This window comes from Bradyrhizobium sp. SZCCHNRI20481 (assembly GCF_032485055.1).
GTDB lineage: Bacteria > Pseudomonadota > Alphaproteobacteria > Rhizobiales > Xanthobacteraceae > Bradyrhizobium.
In genome coordinates, this window is the sequence record NZ_JAUEUE010000011.1 from 285,289 (window position 1) to 307,202 (window position 21,914).

General features: G+C 67.7%; 22 protein-coding genes. 6 read left to right on the forward strand and 16 right to left on the reverse strand.

From position 1 onward, the window contains the following. Nucleotides 1-44: 44 nt before the first annotated feature. Complete coding sequence (locus QX132_RS19820) at nucleotides 45-1,229, forward strand: glycosyltransferase family 4 protein (RefSeq protein WP_316162528.1); 1,185 nt, start codon at nucleotides 45-47, stop codon at nucleotides 1,227-1,229. Here the strand turns inward: QX132_RS19820 and QX132_RS19825 are convergent, their stop codons facing one another. The 9 genes from QX132_RS19825 to QX132_RS19865 all read right to left on the reverse strand — a co-directional run bounded on the left by QX132_RS19825 (nucleotide 1,230) and on the right by QX132_RS19865 (nucleotide 12,155). Continuing rightward, a complete protein-coding gene (locus tag QX132_RS19825) occupies nucleotides 1,230-2,408 on the reverse strand; it encodes a glycosyltransferase (protein ID WP_316162530.1) in 1,179 nt (392 codons plus the stop codon). It lies immediately after the preceding gene. Then, on the reverse strand, nucleotides 2,401-3,423 hold the full coding sequence (locus QX132_RS19830) for a polysaccharide deacetylase family protein (protein ID WP_316162532.1): 1,023 nt from the start codon (nucleotides 3,421-3,423) through the stop codon (nucleotides 2,401-2,403). The genes QX132_RS19825 and QX132_RS19830 overlap by 8 nt, the downstream gene beginning before the upstream one ends. Then, on the reverse strand, nucleotides 3,420-4,940 hold the full coding sequence (locus tag QX132_RS19835; RefSeq protein WP_316162533.1) for a lipid II flippase MurJ: 1,521 nt from the start codon (nucleotides 4,938-4,940) through the stop codon (nucleotides 3,420-3,422). Before QX132_RS19835 ends, QX132_RS19830 begins: the two co-directional genes overlap by 4 nt. Next, on the reverse strand, nucleotides 4,937-5,125 hold the full coding sequence (locus tag QX132_RS19840) for a hypothetical protein (protein WP_316162535.1): 189 nt from the start codon (nucleotides 5,123-5,125) through the stop codon (nucleotides 4,937-4,939). The genes QX132_RS19835 and QX132_RS19840 overlap by 4 nt, the downstream gene beginning before the upstream one ends. After that, nucleotides 5,122-6,279 (reverse strand): glycosyltransferase, encoded by a 1,158-nt coding sequence (locus tag QX132_RS19845; protein WP_316162537.1) that lies wholly within the window; start codon nucleotides 6,277-6,279, stop codon nucleotides 5,122-5,124. The genes QX132_RS19840 and QX132_RS19845 overlap by 4 nt, the downstream gene beginning before the upstream one ends. Next, a complete protein-coding gene (locus QX132_RS19850; protein WP_316162538.1) occupies nucleotides 6,276-8,546 on the reverse strand; it encodes an exopolysaccharide transport family protein in 2,271 nt (756 codons plus the stop codon). Before QX132_RS19850 ends, QX132_RS19845 begins: the two co-directional genes overlap by 4 nt. A gap of 27 nt (nucleotides 8,547-8,573) precedes the next feature. Next, the gene (locus QX132_RS19855) at nucleotides 8,574-9,728 is read right to left on the reverse strand and encodes a glycosyltransferase (RefSeq protein WP_316162540.1); all 1,155 of its coding nucleotides are present in this window, start codon (nucleotides 9,726-9,728) and stop codon (nucleotides 8,574-8,576) included. Between the two features lie 327 nt (nucleotides 9,729-10,055). Further along, entirely contained in the window at nucleotides 10,056-10,748 is a 693-nt protein-coding gene (locus tag QX132_RS19860) for a DUF2848 domain-containing protein (protein WP_316162542.1), read from the reverse strand. Between the two features lie 69 nt (nucleotides 10,749-10,817). Continuing rightward, nucleotides 10,818-12,155: a DUF3422 domain-containing protein gene (locus QX132_RS19865; protein ID WP_316162544.1), complete on the reverse strand. Its 1,338-nt coding sequence runs from the start codon at nucleotides 12,153-12,155 to the stop codon at nucleotides 10,818-10,820. Between the two features lie 511 nt (nucleotides 12,156-12,666). On the opposite strand from QX132_RS19865, the gene QX132_RS19870 reads away from it, so the two are divergent. The 3 genes from QX132_RS19870 (at nucleotide 12,667) to QX132_RS19880 (ending at nucleotide 14,788) form a co-directional block, all read left to right on the forward strand. Next, complete coding sequence (locus tag QX132_RS19870) at nucleotides 12,667-12,915, forward strand: type II toxin-antitoxin system Phd/YefM family antitoxin (protein ID WP_315770518.1); 249 nt, start codon at nucleotides 12,667-12,669, stop codon at nucleotides 12,913-12,915. Then, complete coding sequence (locus QX132_RS19875; RefSeq protein ID WP_315777254.1) at nucleotides 12,915-13,343, forward strand: type II toxin-antitoxin system VapC family toxin; 429 nt, start codon at nucleotides 12,915-12,917, stop codon at nucleotides 13,341-13,343. Before QX132_RS19870 ends, QX132_RS19875 begins: the two co-directional genes overlap by 1 nt. Before the next feature lie 143 nt (nucleotides 13,344-13,486). Further along, nucleotides 13,487-14,788, forward strand: coding sequence for a sorbosone dehydrogenase family protein (locus QX132_RS19880; RefSeq protein ID WP_316162547.1), 1,302 nt, complete (start codon nucleotides 13,487-13,489; stop codon nucleotides 14,786-14,788). 60 nt (nucleotides 14,789-14,848) lie between these two features. Here the strand turns inward: QX132_RS19880 and QX132_RS19885 are convergent, their stop codons facing one another. Then, nucleotides 14,849-15,097, reverse strand: a complete 249-nt coding sequence (locus QX132_RS19885) for a hypothetical protein (protein WP_315740814.1) — start codon at nucleotides 15,095-15,097, stop codon at nucleotides 14,849-14,851. 184 nt (nucleotides 15,098-15,281) lie between these two features. On the opposite strand from QX132_RS19885, the gene QX132_RS19890 reads away from it, so the two are divergent. Continuing rightward, entirely contained in the window at nucleotides 15,282-15,455 is a 174-nt protein-coding gene (locus QX132_RS19890; RefSeq protein WP_315740815.1) for a hypothetical protein, read from the forward strand. Nucleotides 15,456-15,580: 125 nt separating this feature from the next. Here the strand turns inward: QX132_RS19890 and QX132_RS19895 are convergent, their stop codons facing one another. From QX132_RS19895 to QX132_RS19920, 6 genes are read right to left on the reverse strand one after another with little or no spacing between them, the layout of a single operon-like run. Next, complete coding sequence (locus QX132_RS19895) at nucleotides 15,581-16,396, reverse strand: NAD-dependent protein deacetylase (RefSeq protein WP_316162548.1); 816 nt, start codon at nucleotides 16,394-16,396, stop codon at nucleotides 15,581-15,583. A gap of 58 nt (nucleotides 16,397-16,454) precedes the next feature. Continuing rightward, nucleotides 16,455-17,366: a polysaccharide deacetylase family protein gene (locus QX132_RS19900; protein WP_316162550.1), complete on the reverse strand. Its 912-nt coding sequence runs from the start codon at nucleotides 17,364-17,366 to the stop codon at nucleotides 16,455-16,457. A 4-nt stretch (nucleotides 17,367-17,370) separates the two neighbouring features. Further along, on the reverse strand, nucleotides 17,371-18,171 hold the full coding sequence (locus QX132_RS19905) for an ABC transporter permease (protein WP_315781570.1): 801 nt from the start codon (nucleotides 18,169-18,171) through the stop codon (nucleotides 17,371-17,373). After that, nucleotides 18,168-19,034 (reverse strand): ABC transporter permease, encoded by an 867-nt coding sequence (locus QX132_RS19910; protein ID WP_315781573.1) that lies wholly within the window; start codon nucleotides 19,032-19,034, stop codon nucleotides 18,168-18,170. The genes QX132_RS19905 and QX132_RS19910 overlap by 4 nt, the downstream gene beginning before the upstream one ends. A gap of 2 nt (nucleotides 19,035-19,036) precedes the next feature. After that, on the reverse strand, nucleotides 19,037-20,107 hold the full coding sequence (locus tag QX132_RS19915) for an ABC transporter ATP-binding protein (RefSeq protein ID WP_316162552.1): 1,071 nt from the start codon (nucleotides 20,105-20,107) through the stop codon (nucleotides 19,037-19,039). Beyond that, complete coding sequence (locus tag QX132_RS19920) at nucleotides 20,104-21,138, reverse strand: extracellular solute-binding protein (protein WP_315797869.1); 1,035 nt, start codon at nucleotides 21,136-21,138, stop codon at nucleotides 20,104-20,106. The genes QX132_RS19915 and QX132_RS19920 overlap by 4 nt, the downstream gene beginning before the upstream one ends. Before the next feature lie 208 nt (nucleotides 21,139-21,346). Here QX132_RS19920 and QX132_RS19925 point away from each other — a divergent pair. Then, on the forward strand, nucleotides 21,347-21,914 hold a 568-nt coding region (locus QX132_RS19925), incomplete at its 3' end, for a GntR family transcriptional regulator (protein WP_316162554.1).

The following is a 21,914-nucleotide window of genomic DNA, read 5'->3' on the forward strand; positions in this document are numbered from 1 at the left end:
AGATTGGAACGAAGTCGCAATGTCTGATCCCTTAGATTTCCGTTATGACGTTTGAGATTGTCCAGATCGTTCAAGAGATAAGCAATGCGGGCGGCGTGGAAACCGTTGCTATCGAGCTGGCGCGCGTTTTCGGCCGGAATGGTTTATCGAACGTCGTGCTCGCGAGCACCGTCGCGGACAATCTCGAACACACGATAAGGGTCGAGCGCGTTGCGCCATGGCTGGCGCGGATTCCGACTCGCGGACTGTTTCGGCACATCGGCCGCGCCGTGGTCGTGCCGCTGTTCACGCTCGCTGCGACACGGGCGCTGGCGCGGCACCCCGATGCCGTCGTCGTCAGCCACGGCGATAGTCTCAAGGGCGACGTGCTGATCGTGCATGCGGTCAATGCGCAGAGCCTGGCCGAGAAGCGCGCCGCCGGCAGCTGGCGCTGGATGCTCAACCCGATGCATCTGTGGGTCGCGCTGCGCGACCGATTCATGATCGGAGGCCTGCGGTATCAGGCGTTCGTGGCGGTGTCCTCCCGCGTCACCGCGGAGCTGCAGCGCTTCTTCCGCGTGCCGGCCGCCCGCATCCATGTCATCTCCAACGGCATCGATCTCGCGCGCTTCAAGCGCGACGCCGTCGGCGGCCAGGCCATCCGGCGCGAGTTCGGCATCCCGGAGAACGCGCGCCTGCTGCTGTTCGTCGGCCACGAATTCAACCGCAAGGGACTGGCGCATGCGATCGGCGCGCTCGATCGGCTCGGCAACGACGTCTGGCTGCTGGTCGTCGGCTCGGACAATCCCGCGCCCTACCGCAGACTGGCGCGTAACGCCCAGCAACGACTGATCTTCGCCGGCCCACGCTCGGACCTGCCGGCGCTGTACTCGGCGGCCGATGCCTTCGTGCTCCCCACGAGTTATGAGACCTTCTCGCTCGTCTGCATGGAGGCCATGGCCTGCGCGGTGCCGGTGTTCGCAACGCCGGTCGGCGGAATCGAGGATTATCTGCACGACGGCGTCAACGGCTTCCGCATCGCGGCCGACGCCGACGACATCGCGGCCAAGCTCGCGGCGGTCTTCGCCGATCCCGCACTGATGCGCCGGCTGCAGGACGGCGCCCATGCGACCGCGCAGACCTATGGCTGGGACCAGATCGGGCTGCAATACATCGAGCTGCTCAAGCAGATCGATGCCGCCAAGCGACAGCCTGGCCACGCAGCGATTGCACTGCCGCTGAAGGCCTAGCTAATTCGTCTGCAGCCGCTGTGGGCGAGCGAGGCAGGATGCGGTTCTCGACTGATGGGCCGCACGGCATGCCGTTTCAATCGCCGCCGCGACCGCATCATAGGTGAAGCGCCGGAGCACGTTTGCGCGGGCCGCCTCACTGCGAACGGCGAGCTCCGCCCACTGGCCGCTGAGCTCATCGATGAGCCGACACAGGCTGCCGGGATCCTGCTCCGGCACGATCCAGCCGCCGTCGCCGACGACATCCGGAATCGCTCCGCAGGTTGATCCGATCACCGGAATGGCGCAGGCCTGGGCCTCGATGATCACCCGGCCGAACTGCTCGCGCACCGCGTCCGTGGTTCGCGTCAGCAGCAGCAATGCGTCCAGGCCGCGCAGGAAGGCCGCGACCGCGGCCGGTGAAGCCCAGCCCTGGATCGTGACGCGCCCGCTCAAGCCGAGTTCGGCCACGCGCCGGCGCAGATGCGGCTCGTGCGGACCTTCACCCATGATGCTCAGCGTGGCCGCCGACTTGCTCCGTGCGAGCGCATCGAGCGCATCGTCGAGACCCTTCTCGACCACCAGCCGGCCGACATAGCCGAGCCGCAGCGGCGAGCCGGTCGTCGCATTCGACGGATCATCCGCCGGCATGAAGGTCGCGAGATCGACACCATAGCCGATCGGGGTCACCGGACCCGTGTAGCCGCGCGCCCTCACGACCTCAGTCGCGTCGGGACTGCGCGACAGGATGTGAGCGGTGTGGCCGAGGACGAATTTGCGGATCGCCTCAAACGGCGGCGGCAGCCGTTTCAGGATGTTCTGGTCGACCTCGAGCACGAGCGCCGCACGACCACGCAGCATCTGCGCCTGCAGCGCGACGATGCTCCAGGGCTCCTCCCAAAGATGAATCACGTCCGGATCGAGCTCGCGCAGCAGGCGACGCAGTGCTGGATAGAAGTGCAGGTACCATTTCATCGGCCCGGCGTTCGGCAGCCGGATCGGAAGCCGATGGACGGGAAACCCTTCGTTGGAGTGAGGCGCGGTAATGGTGCGGCCGAATTCCTTCCACACTTCGGGCATCACAAGATGCAGATCGACGTCGGGCCGGGAGGCGAGATGGCGGTAGCGCAGCCGGCCGGCCTCGCTGCTGGTGGCAGGATGCGCAATCGAGACGATCCGCAAGCGGCCCCTGCTAGACACGGCCCATCACCTTCGCTGCAGTCCCGCTGAAGCCGGTGAGATGCAGCTCCATCGCCGCCAGCGTACGATGCGCGCCGTTCATGGTGTTGCGCGGAATCGAAAACGCATCCTGCCCGGCTTTGACAAGGCCCTTGCGCGTGGTCGCAGCACTGGCGAATCCGGCCTGCCGCGCCAGCGCAAAGTCCCGCGGCCCGCAATCGGCGGCGCGCCCGTAAGGAAACGCGAAGTGCCGGACGTCGATGCCGAGCCGCTCGTTCAATCGCAGCCGCGCGCCGGCCAGCTCGCGCAGGGCGGCTTCCGGAGGCAGCGACGAGATGCGCGCATGCGAGACGGTGTGGGCTCCGATCTCGATGAGGGGATCCCCCGCCAGCGCTTCCAGCATGTCCCAGGAGATCGCATGTTTCCAATGCATTGCATCGATGTCGATGGCGTTGGCGGCACAGAACGCGGCGTAACGATCCGCGGCCTGCGGGCCATCCCAGCGCGAGGCGACCTGCGCAAACACCGCGCGGCGCTGCTCGGCGCTCGACAGCGCGATCCGCTCATCGTCGACCGTGACGTGGTCCCTGTGCAGCAGCGCATCCTCCAAGCCGGCGGCCCACAGCGGCAAAGTGCCGTCGGGAATGCCGGTCGTCACGAACAGCGTCACCGGCACCTTGTGCCTGCGGAACACCGGCACCAGCAGCTCGCACGTATCGCGGTAGCAATCATCGATCGAGAAGTTGACGTAGCGGCCGGGCGGCTCGGCGCTTGCCGTCCGGCGCAGCGCCTCGCTGATCGTGACGACATCCCAACCCTGGTCGAGGACATAGCCGAGGAAACGATCGAGAAAGTCGGCATCGACGTAGAAGCCGCGATTGGGCAGACGCTCCCACTGCTCCGCGGGCGCGGTGCGATGGAACGTCAAACAACAGCCGCGCGGGCCGAGCACACGATCGGCGACCTTGGCGAGCGGAAGGACGAAGGCACCGGATGCCATCATGGCCTTGGCGGCAGCGAGGGCCAACAGGGTCAACTCAGCTCTCCCTTCATCTTGAACGTACGACGAACATGGCGGAGCGCCGTGCCCACCACGGCCGGCAGCAGGATGCCGATCGCGAAGGCCAGGCAGAGCATATAGGCCAATCCGCCGGCGAACAGGCGCGGCAGCAGGCCCGGCACGGAGGTCTGAATCATCAGGCCGAGCACGGCCATCAGTGCGGTCGGCAGCAGGGCCAAGCCGATCACGAGCAGGAGCTTTCGCGCATCGCCGAGCACAAACACCACGCCCGACAGCAGCACGAGGCTGCGGATCGCTTCGCCAACTCCGAGCAACTGCATGCCGGCCGCCGGCGACGGATCGAACAGCGGCATCAGCAGGTTGAAACCCATGTTGGCGAGATAGGCAGAGACGATGATCAGCGCGGCGACGCCGTTGCGCCCCGCGCCGTTGAGCAGGCGGATCAGGATCCAGCCGAGGGTCGCAGCCCAGACGCCGCAGGCGATGCCCTTGAGCGCATGCGAGGTCAGCAGCAGGGCCTCGTCGCCGAACGCGCCGCGGAAATAGATCAGGCGGACGATGTCGGTCGAGAAGACCAGCAGGAACGCCGAGGCCGGCAAGATCAGTGCGAGCAGCGGCCGCAGCAGCGCCTCGGTCTGCGCGCGCGGATCGTGCGGGGCATGCTGCGACAGCACCGCCATGCCGAGCGGCTGGCTGATCAGCAGCAGCGCGCTCTCGGTCAGCGAGCGCGCGTAGTCCAGCGAGGCGACGGCGCCCGTCGTCAGCCGCGACGCCGTGAAGCGCTCGATCCAGACATTGCCCTGCTCGGCCAGCGGCAACGCAAGCAGGACGCGCAGCCGGCGGAAGAATTCGACACCCTTGTCGATCACCATGCCGGCGGTCAGGCCGGAGACGCTCAGCCCGCCCTCGCGCCACAGCGTGAACAGACCCCAGGCGGCGAGGCCATTGAAAGCAACGGTGAAGGCGCAGGCGAGCATGTAGGCGTCGCCGGTCAGCACAAGCAGGCCGATTCCGCCGATCACTGCGACGTTGAGCAGGCTGGCGCGGACATTGGTCAGCCGCGTGCGCCCGAGCGCGATCTCGCCGGCCGCCAGCACGTTGAGGACCGCGGACGCCGGCATGCCGAACGCCATCATGCGCACGAAATGCAAAGTGAGCTCACGCCCCTCCGCCGAGAAGCCGCCGACGACGGCGTTCACCCAGAGCTCGCCCAGCAGCAGGATGATCGCGGTCACCGCGCTCGACACGATGGCAATGACGATCGTCAGCGCACTGAGGCTGCGCGCGGCATCCGGCCGCTGCAGCGCCTCGCGATGCATCGGGATCATGATCGCCGGCACGCTCTCGTTCTGCAGAAATGCGAGCGGGATGAGCACGGCCGCCATCGCGGCCCGAAAGCCGTCGGCGATGAGCGAGGCGCCGAGCACATGCGCCATCAGCACCTCGCGGCCGAAGCCGAGCATCTTGCTCGCCAGCGCACCGCTGATCAGCAGCGCGCTGAAGCGCTTGAGCGAAGGACCGGAGGCGCTCATGCGGCGTCCTCCGACACGGCCGGCGGCCCTTTCCATCGCGCAGGGACTTGTCCGTCCTCGAGCGGTTTCGGCCACGACAGCACCGGCGCGAGAATGGCGAACAGCGGGCCGAGCGGATCGCAATCCACGACGAGATCGACCATGCGCCGCTCGGAGGACGGGGCAGGTGTGACGATCGTGCTCACACCGCCGCTCCCGCACCGACATTGCGGATCAGAAGCCCGATCGAGTCCAGCATGCGTGCAAGACTGTAATGGGTGCGCGCGCGGCGCGACGCGTAGTCGAGCTGTCGCGCGAGGATCTCGGGTTGAGCCAGCACCGCGTCCAAAGCCTCGGACAGCGCACGCGCATCACCAGGCGGCACGAGCAGGCCGGCCCGGCCATGGTCGAGGATGTCCGGAGCAGCGCCGGCATCGGTGGCGATCACCGGCACGCCGGCGAGCATGGCTTCGACGAGGGTGCGGCCGAACGGCTCGGGATCGATCGACGGATGCACCATCGCGTCCACCGCCTGCATCAGCAGCGGCACGTCGCTGCGATGCCCAAGGAAGTGAACGCGATCGCCGAGGCCCAGCTCCGCGATCAGCCGTCTCAGCTCAGCCGCGTAGTCCTGCTCGCCGAACAACGCGTCGCCAACGATGATACTGTGCACGTCCGGCAATTCGGCCAGCGCCTCGATCAGAACATGCTGCCCCTTCCACCGCGCGAGCCGGCTGAACACGCCGACCAGCGGTCCCGACGGCAGGCCGAGCCGCTGCCTCAGCTCCTGGCGCGACGCGGGCACGGGTTCGACGGCGAGACCATTGGGCACGATCTCGACGAGAGAGCGTCGACCTCCGGCCTCGATGAAGGCGGCTGCGGCGGCTTCGGAGGGGACGACGACCTTCGCGGCGAAGCGGTTGGCGAGAAAGATCTGCATGCGACGCTGCAGCGCGCCGAAATGGGCCGGGCTGATGATGTCGTGCAGATGCCAGATCAACGGCCGCCGTGCCGCGATGTTGGCGATGGCCGACAGGACAAAGGCCTTCTGCGAATTGGCATAGAGGACGTCATGCCTGCGTGCGACATGCGCGAGCTCCGCGGTGATCGCCGCGAGTCTGCCGAACAGCGGCAGCGCCTCGAGCCACGAACTGTCGCGTCTGAACTGCCCCAGGCCGCGGCCCCAGCGCGACGTGATGACCGACATGCCGCGCTCAGCCAGCACCTTGCCGAGCGGGCCCGGCTCGAACAGGAACACCGATGAATTCTTGCGGCCCTGGACGACATCGAGCAGGATCAACTCGGCGCCGCCGATCTGCCCGGTGTGATCGACGAAGAGGACACGCTCGGTCGACATCACCCGGCTCCGGCGTAGGCTGCCACGGGCGCGGTCTGGACCACAGGCGTGCTGCGGTGCTCGACGTCGGTCATGGTGACGACGATGCCGACATCGCGGGCTCCGAGTGCCCTGCTCCTGTTCACCGTCACGACCGCCGGCTCGATCAACGACCGGTCACTGCGGACACAGACGATCGACCAGTCCGTACCGGCAAGGAAGTCGTTCCGTTGCGACGGCAACGGCGTGTCGACGATCACGGCATCATAGCCATCGAGACCAGCGAGGAGACCGTCGAGGCTGATCGCGTCGAGAATGTCGCCGACCGGACCGGTCGTCGCACCAATCGGCAGCACGTCGAGCGAGGGATGCGCGGTCGGCAGAATCATGTCCCGGAGCGGCGTCCCGCGCTCCAGCGCGCCGAGCCATCCGGGGCTTGCCGGCAGGGCCATGATCTCGGCAAAGGCGGGATGCGAGACGTCGCACTCGACGACCAGCACGCGCCGGCCGGCGGCCGCGAGGTGCTCTGCCAGCGCACAGGCCGTGGTCGTCTTGCCATCTCCTGCATCGGGAGAGGTCACGACGATGCGCTGCGATCGGGTGGACCGCTTCAAGCCGAGTTCGTGGACGAGATCATGCAGGGTGTGCTGAAAATCGGTGTCCTCGGAGGCGAGGCGCAAGACGCGAGGGATCGCCAGCGGTTGATGGCCTTGCAGGATCGCGCCGAGCGCCGACATCTCGCGCAGGCTCTTCAGGCGCGGCAAGCAGGCCAGGATCGAAACGTCGGCGACGCTCGGGAGATGAGAGCTTCGTTCGGGCGCTGCCGGTGGCGTCGCCGTCTCCGGTGCGGTCACACTCTCGGCCAATTCAGGGACGATGGCCGGAGCTTCGTCGACAGCGGGCGCCTCGACCTGCTGGGCCGGCGCTTCCGGAGTGACGGGCACGGGCGGGCTGATCAGGCGCGCGCCGAGCTGATCGGCGAGCAGCGCAGCGCCGACGCCGAAGATCAACGCGAGCGTCATGCCGGCGGCGAGGAACGGGATCTTCTTCGGGAAAAACGGCTTGCTCGGCAGCTCGGCGAGACTGACGAGCCGCGTGCTGCCGCGCAGGACGCGCCGCTCGGTTTCGAGCTCGCTCGCCTTCTTGTAGAGCTCGGCATATTGCTGGCGCTTGATCTCGGTGTCGCGCACCATGCTCTCGATGGAGGCCTCGTCCAGCGTGGCCGAGCCGGCCTCGGCCTTGGCGGTCTCCATCTGCTTCTTCAGCGAATTGACCAGCGCGGTGTTGGCATCGAACGCTTTCTGCGCGCTGGCGGCGATCGACTGCATCTCGTCGACGAGACGTTGCTGGATGCTCCCCTGCTCGCGGGTCAGCGCCAGGATCGACGGATGTTTCGGACCGAGCACGCCGGCGGCGCTCGCGAGCTGCGCGCTCACCGTCGTGAGCTGCTGCTTGAGGTCGGCGATGGTCCGGCTCTGCAGCACCGAAGGCGCATCAGTCGGGCCGCGCTCCTGCTCCGACTTGATCTCCTGCAGCCGCGCCGCGGCCTCGGCCCGCGCGGCCTCCGCCTGCGACAATTGCTGGCCGATGCTCGTCAGCCGCTCCGAGGAGATCGGAGCATTGGCGCCGCGCATCAGCCCCTTGGTGCGGCGGAACTTCTGGATCTTGTCATCGGACTCGCGCAGCTGCTGATCGAGCTGCTTCAGCTCCTGCCACAGCCAGGAGCTCGCGACCTCGCGGCTGTTGGCGCCTTCGGTCCGCTGATCCTCGAGGAAGGTCTGCGTCAGCGCGTTGGCGAGCGTCTGCGCGACGTCGGGGAGACCAGACTGATAGGAGATGTTGATGACGCGCGAGCGGCCGGCGGAGGCGACGCTGAAGCGGCTCTCGACGTGGTCGATGAACGCGCCGACATCCGTCTTGAGACGCTGGCACGCATCCGTCGAACCGAGCAGGCGGCCGCGCTCGCATTCGCTGACGACCGCGTCGGCAACACCCGGCGACGAGATGATCTGCCGCAACAGGCGCGGCGAGCGGATCACCAGCAGCTGGCTTTCCATGTCGGCGGGGTCGCCGACCTTCTGCGCCCATGCCGCCGAGGTGTTGGCGCCGGGCTCCTGCTCGGCGATGATCACCGAGGCGGTGGCGAGATAGCGCACCGGCAATACGACGAGGGCGATCACCGCAATCGCGAGGACGGCGCCGGCCACGATGGCGAACACGCCGCGACGGCGCCAGATCCGCCCCAACGCGTCGAGGCCGGACAAGGCTTCCGTAAGTCCCGCCTGCCTCATGATCTGCACCTGCACCACATATGAACGTTACGCAATCAGCCGTGTCGCGCGGCCCTGATGGCCGGCGCGGAAATGCTCGAGCTCCTCGTTGACCGCCGCGGCGAACTGGCTGCGGAAGCGCTCGGCCGAGAAGAAGCCGGCGCGCTGGCGGCAATCGAGACGCGAGATCGACTTCTCCTTGGCCACGAACGATCGCACGCAGGCCGCGATCGCCGCGGGCTCGGGCGAGCCGAAGAACATGCCGGTCGGCCGCGGCCCCGTGGTGAGGATCGACTCGCGCGCACCGCCCCGGCCGAGCGCCAGCACCGGCGCGCCTTCGGACTGCGCCTCGACCGGGATGATGCCGAAATCCTCTTCCGCCGCGAACACGAAGGCGCGGGCGGTGGTCATCAGATCGCGCAATTGCTTGTCGGGCACGAAGCCGGCGAACTTGACGTTCGGCCCCGCGATCGACCTCAGCCGCGCGGCCTCCGGGCCGTCGCCGGCCACGATCAGCTCGAGGTCCGGCATGGTATTGAAGGCGCGCACGATCGGCTCGATGCGCTTGTAGGGCACGAGCCGGCTGGCGGCGAGAAAGTGGTTGCCGACCGGCAGGATCGCATCGCGCTGCGCGATGGTCACCGGCGGATAGATCACCTTGGCGTCGCGGCCGTAGACCTTCTTGATGCGGCGGGCGACAAACTGCGAATTCGTGAAGATGGCGTCGGGGCCGTGCGCGGTGCGGGCGTCCCAGATCCGCATCTTGTGCAGCAACGTGCGGGCGATGAGGCCCTTGACGCCGGTGGCGTAGCCGCTCTCCTGAAGATACTGGTGCTGCAGGTCCCAGGCATAGCGCATCGGCGAATGCACATAGGCGATGTGGACCTGCTCCGGCCCGGTCAGCACGCCCTTCGCCACCGCGCAGCTAGAGGAAATCACGAGATCGTAGCTCGACAGGTCGAGCTGCTCGATCGCGAGCGGCATCAGCGGCAGGTAGGAGCGGTGATACTTCCGCAACAACGGCATCTTCTGCAGGAACGTCGTATGCGACTTTTCGAATCCCAGCTTGGCGCGGTCCTCGGGACGCAGCAGGTCGAACAGCGCGAAGACGTCGGCGCCGGGATAGCAGCGCAAGATCTCCTGCAGGACCTTCTCGGCGCCGCCCAGAACGTAAAGCCAATCGTGGACGATCGCGACGCGCATCGCACTCTCCCAATTCCCGGGGTATTTAATAAAACCCTTAAGGGAGGTATCCACGCGCACAACCAATTCCTAAACTTCTAGTTAATCGCCCTTGTCCTCCGACCCGTCGAATGAGCCATGATCAGGTAGGGATCGGTTAAGGATTTGCCAGCCGCTCCGCGTCTCATGTCGCGACAGGATCGTGCCGGACGCGGACGCCTGATGCGCGGCGGTCCCGCTTCGGTACACTCCGACACCCTAGGCCGTCTTGCTTAACAGGCCCTTGCCGTAGCGGACGCTCACCCGGTCCACCCTCGCCGCACACGATCGTGATCGCGCGCGTCCCGATCAGCCGGCGATGGCGAGCTGCTCGATCGCGTAGCCATGGCGGATGACGCGGTTCAGCACGGGATCGGCGAGCTCGAACTCGAAGCGGTCCGCGGGGCGGATGCCGCCCTTGGCGGCAAACGTGCCGCCAAACATCGCGGTGCCCTCGGGCAGGCCGGCCTCGCCGTAGCGGCGCGCGATCAGATCGAGAGGCGCCAGCATGCCGCTCAGCGCGCCCTCCTGATACAGCACGCGCTCGCCGCCGATGGTCGCGTAGGCGCGCAGCATCAGCCGGTCCCAATGCGCGGCGACGTCGTCGACCAGCCACAGCTCCGGCGCCACCGGCTTGTCGCACATCTGCTTGGAGACGGTGATGTTGTAGGTCTCGACCTTGCGGTCGGTATGATCGGAGCCGACGCCGACCAGCAGTTTGCCGCGCGATTTCACCAGCACGAACTCGACCTCGCCGGAGGACTCCCCGCCGCTGACCTCGATGCTGTCGGATGTGGTCAGCCGGCTGGCCGCGGCCTCGTAATAGATCGGCGTCGTCGCCGGCCGGGGAATGCCGAGCTCTTCCAATTCGGCGATGTGCTTGTCGCGCGCGACCGGATCGCGCCCGGTCCAGCCGGCGATGACAAGGCGGCTCAGCGTGATCTGCTGCCGCGTCGCCCCGCCGCCTGCGTGAACCAGGAATTCGATTGTCGTGCCGCTCATCGTCTCATCGCCTCTGTCCCGTCAGACCGCCGCTTAGCCGCCTCGCCGCGCGCTGGCAAGCGCCGCGCGTCACTCGTGCTCGGTCTTCTCCGCCTCGTGGTCCTCCTTCAGATGCCGCTTGCGAATCTGGTGGGTCGTGAACCAGATCAGCGCGATGGCGACCGGCACGAAGGCGGCGGTGGCGAGCGTCGGCTCGACCGGCAGGCCGCTGTCATGCGCGCCCTTGGCGAGATAGCCGAACAGGCTGACGACGTAGTAGCCGATCGCGGCCACCGACAGGCCCTCGACCGTGCTCTGCAGGCGCAGCTGCAGCTTGGTGCGCTCGTTCATCGAGCGCAGGAGGTCGCGGTTCTGCTGCTCCAGCTCGACATTGACGCGGGTGCGCAGCAGATCGGCGGCGCGCGCCAGCTTGAGCGACAGGTTCGACTGCCGCCCCTCCAGCGCGTTGCAGGTGCGCATCGCCGGCGCGGTGCGCCGCGCCAGGAACGACGACCAGCTCGAATACGGCGCGACCGGCTCGCCCTCGATCACCGCTAGGCGCGCCTGCACCAGGTCGTAATAGGCGCGGCTCGCGCCGAACCGGAACAGGCTGCCGGTGGCGCCGCGCTCCAGCAGCGCCTCGAGCTCGGTCAGCTCGCGCAGCAAATGGTTGTTGAGCTTGAACGATTGCGCGCCCTGCATCTCCGCGAGCACCTCGACCAGCCGCCGCTCGATGCGGTCGACATCCGGCGCCAGCGCCAGCGCGGCCGGCAGGCCGAGCAGCGCCAGGGTGCGGTAGGTCTCGAGCTCCAGCACGCGCTGCACCAGCGCGCCAAGCCGCTCCGGCGTCGGGCCATCGGCGCAGACCAGGATGCGGGTGAAGCCGTCGTCGTCGAGGCGGAAGTCGGAGGCGACCGCGCCGGCGCTGCCCTTGATCGCAACGATGGCGAGGCTGCTCTTGTCGAAGATCTCCTCGGCGCGCGCCACCGGATCGGCGGCGTTCTCGACCTCGAGCTTGACCGCCACCAGCAGCTCGCCGGCCTGCGGCAGCGCCGCGATCAGCGCCTGCAGCTCGGGCGCGATGGCGCCGAAGCGGCGCGGGCCGGCGCCGGCCGGCGGGCTCCAGATCCAGGTGAGGGTGGCGAATTCCGAATGCTGCTCGAAGCGCAGCCTAACCGGGCCGAGATCGACCTGGTGATGCTTCACGCCCGGCTCCGGCGGCAGCGCACCATGCTGCGCGCAGAACGCGGTGAGGCTGGCGCGGTCGACCGCCGGACTGTCGCCCTCGACGCCTTTCCTGGCCATGAAGGCGAAGCGGATCACCAGCACCGGCTGCGTCAGCGGCGTGAACGGCCGCGCATGCACCTCGTTCAGCACGCTCTCGCGCAGAGCGTGCGGCGTGAAGGCGGACTTGTCGAGCGACGTCATCGGCAGAGCCCACGCGTGAGAGCGACACCTGACGCAGACGATTGCGCTGCGCCTGAATTGATCACCCCCATCATGCCGTGCATCCCCCTGACTTCCATTGTTGCCCTGCCACCGACGCGCCGGCAGCATGTGACACCACTGTAGTGCAATTCAATGACGGCGCCACGGCTGCGGCGATGTCGTGCGTGTTGGCGGCTCTCTCAGCGCGCCCCCTCCGCCGCAATCACCGATGCGATGTTGCACGATGAGGAGCGGGCATTCATTCGATCGATCATGACCAGCGCACGACTGGGCTACCCCCACCCCCGACCCCTCACCGCAAGGGGGAGGGGCGCATCGGCTTCGCGGTGAGAGGTCGAATCCGACGGCGGATGTCCGGATGCGACCGGCGGTGGGCAGCGTGAGCAACACGCCCGTCGCCAGTCGCCGTCACCATCGCGCTTGAATGTAGTAACGTCTCTACATATGCTCTGCCGTCAGAGGGATAACGACCACTGCCAGGAGGCCGGCCATGACCACGCTGACCAGCCGCGAGTTCAACCAGGACACTGGCCGCGCTAAGAAAGAAGCGGCCAACGGGCCGGTGTTCATCACCGACCGCGGGCGGCCGGCGCATGTGCTGCTGACCATCGAAGACTATCTCCGCCTGGCCGGCGGCGGCATGAGCCTCGCCGACGCGCTGGCGCAGCCGGGGACCGATTTCGATTTCGAGCCGCCGCGCATCGCCGGGCCGATCGGCCGGCCCGCCGACCTCGACTGATGTTCCTGCTCGACACCAACGTCGTCTCCGAGCTCAGGCGCCGCGACAAGGCGAACCGCAACGTCGTCGCCTGGGCCGCAGCGCGGCCCGCCGCGAGCGTTTTCCTCTCGGCGATCTCGATCCTCGAGATCGAGTTGGGCGCGCAGCGCGTTGCGCGCAGAGACCCGACCCAGGGAGCTGCGCTGCGGGCCTGGATAGACCAGCATATCCTGACGCATTTCGACGGCCGTATTCTCGCCATCGACACCGCGGTGGCGCAGCACTGCGCGCGCCTGCATGTGCCCGACCCGCGGCCCGAGCGCGACGCGCTGATCGCCGCGACGGCGCTGGTCCACGGGCTGACCGTCGTCACCCGCAACACTGCCGATTTCGTCGCCACCGGCGTCGCGCTCCTCAACCCGTGGAGCGATGCAGACGGCGCGCCCTGAGCCACGCGGGGAGCGCCGCGCATGCAGGGCACGCAGGCCAACCGCGCCCGCTCCGCAGAATCGTCACATCCGCCGCGTCGGCGAGATGTATTATGGATCTCGACCATCACACCCTACCTCTGTCTCATCCCACAGGACGTTTCATGACCCTCTCCTCCATCGTCGCGCGCAGTGTCGCGCTGGTTGGCAATGCGGCGCTGCAGTGGCGCAGGCTGCAGGGCGAGACGCCGCAGCCGGCGTGGGGGGCGCAGCCGCAGATCCCGGTGGCGAAGCCGCAGGGCCTGCTGCCGACCTTGAAGATGCCGACGGCGCGGGGCTGGCGCGACGGCGAAAAGCCGGTGGCGGCGGCGGGGCTGAAGGTGAATGCGTTCGCGACCGGACTCGACCATCCGCGCTGGATCTATGTGATGCCGGACAAGTCGGTGCTGATCGCTGAGGCCACCCAGATCCCGAGCCCGGTGCGCAACATGTTCGGCTATGCGATGCAGGCGACGATGCGCCGTGCCGCAGCGCTCGGCGTCAGCGCCAACCGCATCACCCGGCTGGTCGATGCCGACGGCGACGGCACCGCCGAGCGCCGCAATGCGTTCATGGAAAATCTCAGCCAGCCGTTCGGCATGGCGCTGGTCGGCAGCACCTTCTATGTCGGCAACACCGACGGCATCACAGCCTTCCCCTATTCTGCGGGCGCCGAGCGCATCACCGCAGCCGGCCAGCGGCTGACGACGTTCAAGCCGGGCGGGCACTGGACGCGCAGCCTTTTGGTCAGCCCTGACGGCACCAAGCTCTATGCCGGCGTCGGATCGCTCACCAACATTGCCGAGCTCGGCTTCGAGGTCGAGGAGGGCCGCGCCTGCATCTATGAGCTGGACATCGCCAGCGGTGCGAGCCGCATCTTCGCAGCCGGCCTGCGCAACGCGGTGGGGCTGGCATTCGAGCCACAGACGCAGGTGCTGTGGACCGTCGTCAACGAGCGCGACGGGCTCGGCGACGAGACGCCGCCGGACTACCTCACCTCGGTGCGCGAGGGCGGCTTCTATGGCTGGCCCTATTGCTACTGGGGCAGGACGGTGGACGACCGGGTGCCGCAGGATGCGAGCCTGGTCGCGACCGCGCTGACGCCGGACTACGCGCTCGGCGGCCACACCGCCTCGCTCGGCCTGTGCTGGCTGCCGGCGGGCACCCTGCCCGGCTTCCCCGAGGGCATGGTGATCGGCCAGCACGGCTCGTGGAATCGCAGCAAGCTGTCCGGCTACAAGGTCGTGTTCATTCCGTTCGAGAACGGCCGACCGTCGGGCCCGGCGCGCGACATCCTCTCCGGCTTCCTGGCGCCGGACGAGAGCTTCTCCTATGGCCGGCCGGTCGGTGTCGTCATCGGCCCGGACAGATCGTTGCTGGTCGCCGACGACGTCGGCAACTGCATCTGGCGCGTGACGGGGGCGTGAGCCTCGCAAGCGAAGGCGGAGGCCGCGATCGGCCTTGGCCTTGCGCCTGTGCCGCCATGCTCAGTCGTGGCCGTAGTACTGGCGATTGCAGTAGCGGCGGCCGGCTTCGTGCTTCGCCGCACGCTGGGCCGGGGTGGCGTTTGCCGGGATCAGGAAGTTGCCGCTCGCAAACAGCTGCAGGCAGTTGATGTAGTTCTTGTTGCCCAGCCATTCCCAGCCGGCAGACGCCGGCGATGTCGATGCTGACGCGAGCAGGCCCGCGCCCGCGACGATGGCGGCGGCGGCGAAAAGACGAATGCTGGACGTCATGACCTTGTCCCTCGTTGCTTGAGGCTGCCCCTGCAGCCCATGCGAGGATCATGACGGTCAGGGCGCGCTGCTTCCGTGACGGTCCGCACAGAGAGATGATGCCGCATGGACGGGGCCGCGGCGCTCAGCCGCGGAACAAGCATCACGCCCGCGACGTTGTCCGGCACAGCGACAGGAGAGTTCCATGGCCGACAATGTCAATCCCGATCGGAAGCAGCCGGGCGAGCATCGCGAAGGCAAGTTCCACTACAATCCAGGCAACCAGGCCGGCAAGACGGTAGAGGTCGGCAAGCCGGAGAACGAGCAGGTCAACAACAAGGACCGCATCGAGAACCGCGAGAAGCCGCAGTCGCGGTGAGGCAGCCCCTGGACTTGATTTCTCGTCATGCCCGGGCTTGACCCGGGCATCCATCTCTACAGAGACTAAAAAGCTGGATGGCCGGGTCAAGCCCGGCCATGACGGCGGAGAGAGGACCGCCTACCCTATCCCTCGAGCAGAAACGCCAGCGCTGCATCACACGGCGCCTCGACCTTCAGCGACAACAGCTCATCCGCGCGGGTGCGGCCGAGATTGACGGCGGCGATCGGGATGGCGCGGTCGGCGGCGGCGCGGACGAAGCGGAAGCCGGAATAGACCATCAGCGACGTGCCGACCACGAGCATCGCGTCGGCCTGATCGACATGGTCGCGCGCCGTGGCGACGACCTCGCGCGGCACGGTCTCGCCGAAGAATACGACGTCGGGCTTGAGGACGCCGCCGCAGGCGTGACAGGCCGGAACGGTGAACTCAGCGAAATCGACACCGTCGAGATCGGCGTCGCCATCGGGCGCATCGGCGGCATCATGCGCCAGCCAGCGCGGATTGGCGTTCGCCAGTTCGTCCTGAAACGCGGCCCGCGACAGCGTCGCGCCGCAGCCCATGCAGCGGACGCGATCGAGCCGGCCGTGCAGGTCGATAACATTGCTGGTGCCCGCGGCTTGGTGCAGCCGGTCGACGTTCTGCGTCACCAGCAGCGAGCAGCGGCCCTGCGCCTCCAGCCGCGCCAGCGCATGGTGCGCGCCGTTCGGCTGGGCGCGGCCGAAGCGCCGCCAGCCGACCATGCTGCGCGCCCAGTAGCGCCGGCGCGTCTCCTCACTGCCCATGAAGGCCTGATAGGTCACCGGCGGCGTGCGCTTCCACTGCCCGTCATTGTCGCGATAATCGGGAATGCCGGAATTTGTGCTGCAGCCGGCGCCGGTGAGCACGACGATCCGGTGGTGGCTGTCGATGAAGGATTTTAGCGCGAGAGGATCGATCATGGCGCAGATGTAGGCGGCCAGGCCGGGCCGCGCCAGTCCGTCACCAGGCCAAGGTCCGTCAGGTCGTGCCGGGTGGCGGCACGGTCGCCAGCCAGTGCCGGGCGATGTCGGCGCGCGGCGCGATCCAGGCCACGCCGCTGCCGGTCACGTGGGACAGGATGCGGTCGAGCGCGCCGATCCGGCCGGGGCGGCCGATCATGCGCAAATGAAGCCCGATCGAGAGCATCTTCGGCGCCGTCTCGCCCTCGCGGGCGAGCCAGTCGAAGGCGTCGATGACGTAGTCGGCGAAATCGGCGCCGCGGAAGCGCGAGCCGTTGAAGAACTGCATGTCGTTGCTGTCGAAGGCGTAGGGCAGCACCAGATGCGGCCGGCCGGCGACGGCGACATAGTACGGCAGGTCGTCATTGTAGGCGTCGCTGTCATAGAGGAAGCCGCCCTGCTCGACCAGCAGCCGGCGCGTGTTCGCTGACGCCGCCGAGCGCGTATGCCAGCCGAGCGGACGCTTTCCGGTGACGCGCTGGATCGTCTCCACCGTGCGCGCGATCACCCGGCGCTCCTCGGTCTCGCCCATGCCGGCGTGGCTCTGCCAGCGCCAGCCATGCGCCGACACCTCGTGGCCGCGCGCCACGGCATCCCGTGCCAGCTCCGGCGAGCGCTCGACGGCGCGGCCGCAGGCGCTGACGGTGACCTTGACGCCGTGGGCGTCGAACAGGTCCATGATACGCCACCACGCCGCGCGCGTGCCGTATTCGAAATGGCTGTCGATACAGGGGTCGGGGCCGTCCAGCCGATGCACGACCTCGTAGATCGCCTCGTTGCTCGGATCGCCGTCGCACACCGAGAATTCCGAGCCCTCCTCGAAATTCACCACCAGCGACACCGCGACGCGTGCGTCGTCGGGCCAGCGCGGATGCGGCGGCCTGCCGGCATAGCCCGTGAGATCGCGGCGGAAAGCAGGCTGTGGGGTCATCGTGTCAATCCGCGGTTCCAGCCATGCGGTGCAGGCCGACCAGGCGGTCGCTGATCAGCAGCAGCACCAGGGTGCCGGCGAGAATGAGGGTGGACAGCGCCGCGAGCGTCGGATCGGGCGCCTCCTCGATATATTGCAGCATGCGGATCGGCAGCGTTTTCGAGCGCACGTCGGTGAGAAAGATCGAGACGGGATAGTTGTCGAACGAGGCCAACAGGCTGAACAGGCCGGAGATCAGGAACGACGGCGCCAGCGCCGGCACCATCACGCGCAGCACGCTGCCGGAATAGGTGCAGCCGAGCGTGCGCGCGGCTTCGATGAGGGTGAAGTCGAAGCGCGAGAGGCCTGCGATCATCGTGCGGGCGACATAGGGCAAGGTCACCACGAGATGGGCTACCAGCAGCGCGCTCCAGGTCGCGGTGAAACCGATCATGCGGAAATACTGCAACAGCGCGATGCCGAGCACGAGACCCGGCATCATCAAAGGCGATACGAGCAGCGTCCCGATCGCGGTTGCACCCGGCAGTCTGCCCCGGGCGATCGCGATCGCGGCAAGCGTGCCGGCGACCAGCGAGAGCACGGTCGACAGCACGGCGATCTGCAGCGACAGAAATAACGACGGCCAGAAACCGTCGAGCCGCCCGATGCGGCCATACCAGCGCAGCGAGGCGCCCGACAGCGGCAGGTCGAACACGGGCGTCGGCGAGATTGACGCGGCCGCGATCACCACAAGCGGCAGCACCAGGAACAGCGCGAGGCCAATCGCGAGCAGCCAGCAGATGATGATGGCGACGCGCGTCATCATGTCGGCTCGCGCGACGGCAGCGTGCTGAGCGCGACGACGATGACCGCAATCGCCAACAGCACGACGCCGGCGGCGGCGCCGAAGCCGGGTTCGCGCGCCAGCAGATAGGCCTTGGCGATGGTGGTGGCGAGCGTCGGATATTTCTCGCCGATCAGAAGCGTCGGCACCACATAGGCCGACACCGCCAGCGAGAACACCAGCGCCACGCCGGCGATGATGCCGGGCAGGGTCAGCGGCAGGATGACGCGGAAGAACACCACGAGCGGCGAGGCACCGAGCGTCGCCGCGGCTTCCGCGTAGCGGCCGTCGAGCTGCGCCACCACCGCGTAGATCGGCAGCACCATGAACGGCAGGAAGATGTTGACGGCACCTGTTATCAGCGCGGTCTGGGTGAAGATCATGCGGATCGGATCCTCGATGATCCCGAGCGTGATCAGCACTGTGTTGATGAGGCCGTCGCTGCGCAACAGGATGGTCCAGGCGAACGCCTTGACGATGACAGAGGCTGCGAGCGGCAGGAACAGGGTCGCCAGCAGGACCGAGCGCAACGCGCCGCGGGCGCGGGCGAGCGCGAACGCTGCGGGATAGGAGATGAGGAAGGCGATCAGCGTCGTCAGCAGGCCGAGCCGCAGCGAATTCCAGATGATTCCGAGATAATAGGGCGTACCGAGCAGCCGCGTGTAGTTCGCCGACGTGATGCCGCCTTTGCCATCGAGCACGCTGACGCCGAGCAGCAGCGCCAAGGGCAGCACGAACACCAGCGCGATGATCAGCGCCGATGGCGCGACGAAGCCGAACGCGGCGAGCCGCTCGCGATCGGGCGCGGGCTTGACAATCGGTGCTGGCAACACGGCGTCGGTCATGGTCAAGCCTCGGCGGCGAAGGCGAAGGTCTCCGACACCGGCCATGCGAAGCGGACCTCGTCGTGCACGCGCGGCAGCTCGGCCTCGCGCCCCGACAGCTCGGCGAGCAGGCTCGCGCCGGCGCCGGCATCGACATCCACGAGAGTCCGCGAGCCCTGAAACACGACGGAGCGCACCCGTCCGGCCGCGGAGTTGGCACCGTCTCCGGCGCCGAGACGCAATTGCTCCGGCCGCGTCGCCACGATCACCGAGGCGCCGGGCTGAAACGCGCCGCGCGCCGACAGACGGCCGACCGGCGTCACGACGTCCACCGTGCCGTCATGCGCGCCGACCACCTGGCCCGCGATGCGCGTCGACAGTCCGACGAAGTTGAGCGCGAACAAACTCGCAGGCCGGGCATAGAGCTCGCGCGGCTCGGCGAACTGCTCGATGCGGCCCCTGTTCATGACCGCGACGCGGTCCGACATGGTCAGCGCCTCGTCCTGGTCGTGGGTGACGAAGATCGCGGTCGCCTTGACCTCCTGCAGCAGACGGCGCAGCTCGACCTGCATCTCCTCGCGCAGCTTGCGATCGAGCGCCGACAGCGCCTCGTCGAACAGCAGCACGTCCGGCTCGACCGCGATCGCGCGCGCCAGCGCCACGCGCTGCTGCTGGCCGCCCGACAGCGCCGAGATGCGGCGGCCGCCGAGATGGCCAAGCTTGACCAGCGAAAGCGCGCGCTCCACCGCGCGATCGATCTCGGCCTTCGGCGTGCCGCGCACCTTCAGGCCGAAAGCAACGTTGCCGGCGACGGTGAGATGCGGAAACAGCGCGTAGCTCTGGAACACGACGCCGACATTGCGTCGATGCGGCGGCACATGGGTGACGTCGCGCCCGGCGAGCGAAACCGTGCCGGTGTCCGGTGGCGCCAGGCCGGCGATGGCACGCAGCAAGGTGGTCTTGCCGCAGCCGGACGGGCCGAGCAGGGTGACCAGCTCGCCGCGCCGGATGGTGAGATCGACGCGATCGAGCACGGTCGCCGCACCGAAGCGCTTGGAGACTCCGCTGATGACGAGATGCGGCGCGGCGGTCATGTCATCTCCTTGCTCCAGCGATCGACCCAGCCGGCGCGGTTCTTGGCGATGAAGGCCCAGTCGGGCGCGAACAGCGAGGCCGGATCCGGATAGCCGGCCGGCAGCGGCGTCGCCTTGCTGGTCGGTGCGATGAAGGCCGTCTTGGCCAGGATGGTCTGCGCATCCGGGCTGAGATAGAAGTCGATCACGGCGTCGGCGAGATCGCCGGCCGGCGCGCCTGCGACCTTGGCGATGCCCGACGGCATCGAGAAGCCGCCATCCCTGGGGATCGCGAGATCGACCGGCGAGCCGTCGGCCTTGCGGATCAAGGTATAGGCCGAGAACTGGCCGCCGATCATCCAGGCCTCGCCCTGCTCCAGCAGATTGATGGCCTGCGGTGCGTTCGTATAGACGTTCAGCAGATTGGCCTTCAGGCTCTTGATCTTCTTGAATCCGGCATCGATCTCGTATTGCGCTTCCTTGTAGGGCTTGCCGGTCTCGAGATGCGCGGCGGCGAGCAGCGTCCAGAATCCTTCGGTGTTGGACAACGACGGCACGACGATCTTGGAGTCGTATTTCGCATCCCACAGCTCGGCCCAGCTGCCAGGTGCCGTCTTCATGCGCCTGGTGGAATAGGCGATGCCGACCCACGGCTTCTGGTAGTTGGCCCACATCCCGTCCTGGTGCACGGCGTCGTCGACGAGCTTGCCGAGATTGGGAATCGCCGACGACGACATCCTGGTGATCAGCCCTTCGGCCGCGGCCGGCAGCATCACCGGATCGTCCATGATCACGACGGAGATCTTCGGGCTGGCCTTGTCGGCCTGCATCTTCTGCAGATTGGTCAGCGAGTTCGTCCCCTCGTAGAGCACCTTGCAGTCGAGCTTCTTCTCCAGCACCGGAAACAGATCGGCGTTGAAATATTTGGCGGCACCGGCGGGGCCGCCGATCACGATCTCTTTGGGGGCGGCGCGCACCAGCGCGGGCGCGGCAAGGGTGGCGGCGAAGGCCGCACCGGTTTTCAGGAGGCTGCGGCGGGAGAAGGGGTGCATGAGAGGATCCCGTGTGAGCTGTCGCGTGACGTGTCACGAGGATCAGCAAGCGCCGTGCCAAATGTGCACATTTTTGGATTCATCAACGAGATCATTGCTCTGAGCTCTTCCTCGATCCGCTTCTCGACCGACCTCCTCCCCGGCCGCGAGCATAATGTGCACATTTTTTGGAGGTGACCTGCCGCGGCTTTGGGCCTAGCTACGGAGCATGGCGATGCGAGCGCAGCGAATCGGGAAGGCCAATCCCGCCGAGGACGAGGCGGTGTATCAGGCCATCCTGCGCGCGCTGCTGGAGGGCAAGCTCAAGGCCGGCACCAAGCTCGCCGAGACGCCGCTGGCGGCGATCTTCGGCGTGTCGCGCGAGCGCATCCGCAAGGTGCTGCACCGCCTCGGCGCCGAGCGGCGGCTGGAGATGATCCCGAACCGCGGCGCGCGGGTGCCGCGGCCGACGCTCGATGATATCAGACGGGTCTATGAGGCGCATCGCGTGCTCGAGGCCGGCGTGCTCAGCCAGCTGGTGCTGCGGGTCGATGATCTCCTGCTCGCCCGGCTCGATGCGCATCTGGCAGAGGAGCACGCGGCGGCGCGGCGCGGTGATCGCGCGACCTCGGTGCGGCTGTCCGGCGCCTTTCATGTCCACCTGGTCGACGCGCTCGGCAATCCGGAATTGTCGCGCATGCTCGGCGACCTGCTCAGCCGCTCCTCGGTGATGGTGTCGGTGTACGAGCCGGCGGCGCAGTCGATCTGCGCGGTCGACGAGCACGGCGCGATCGTCG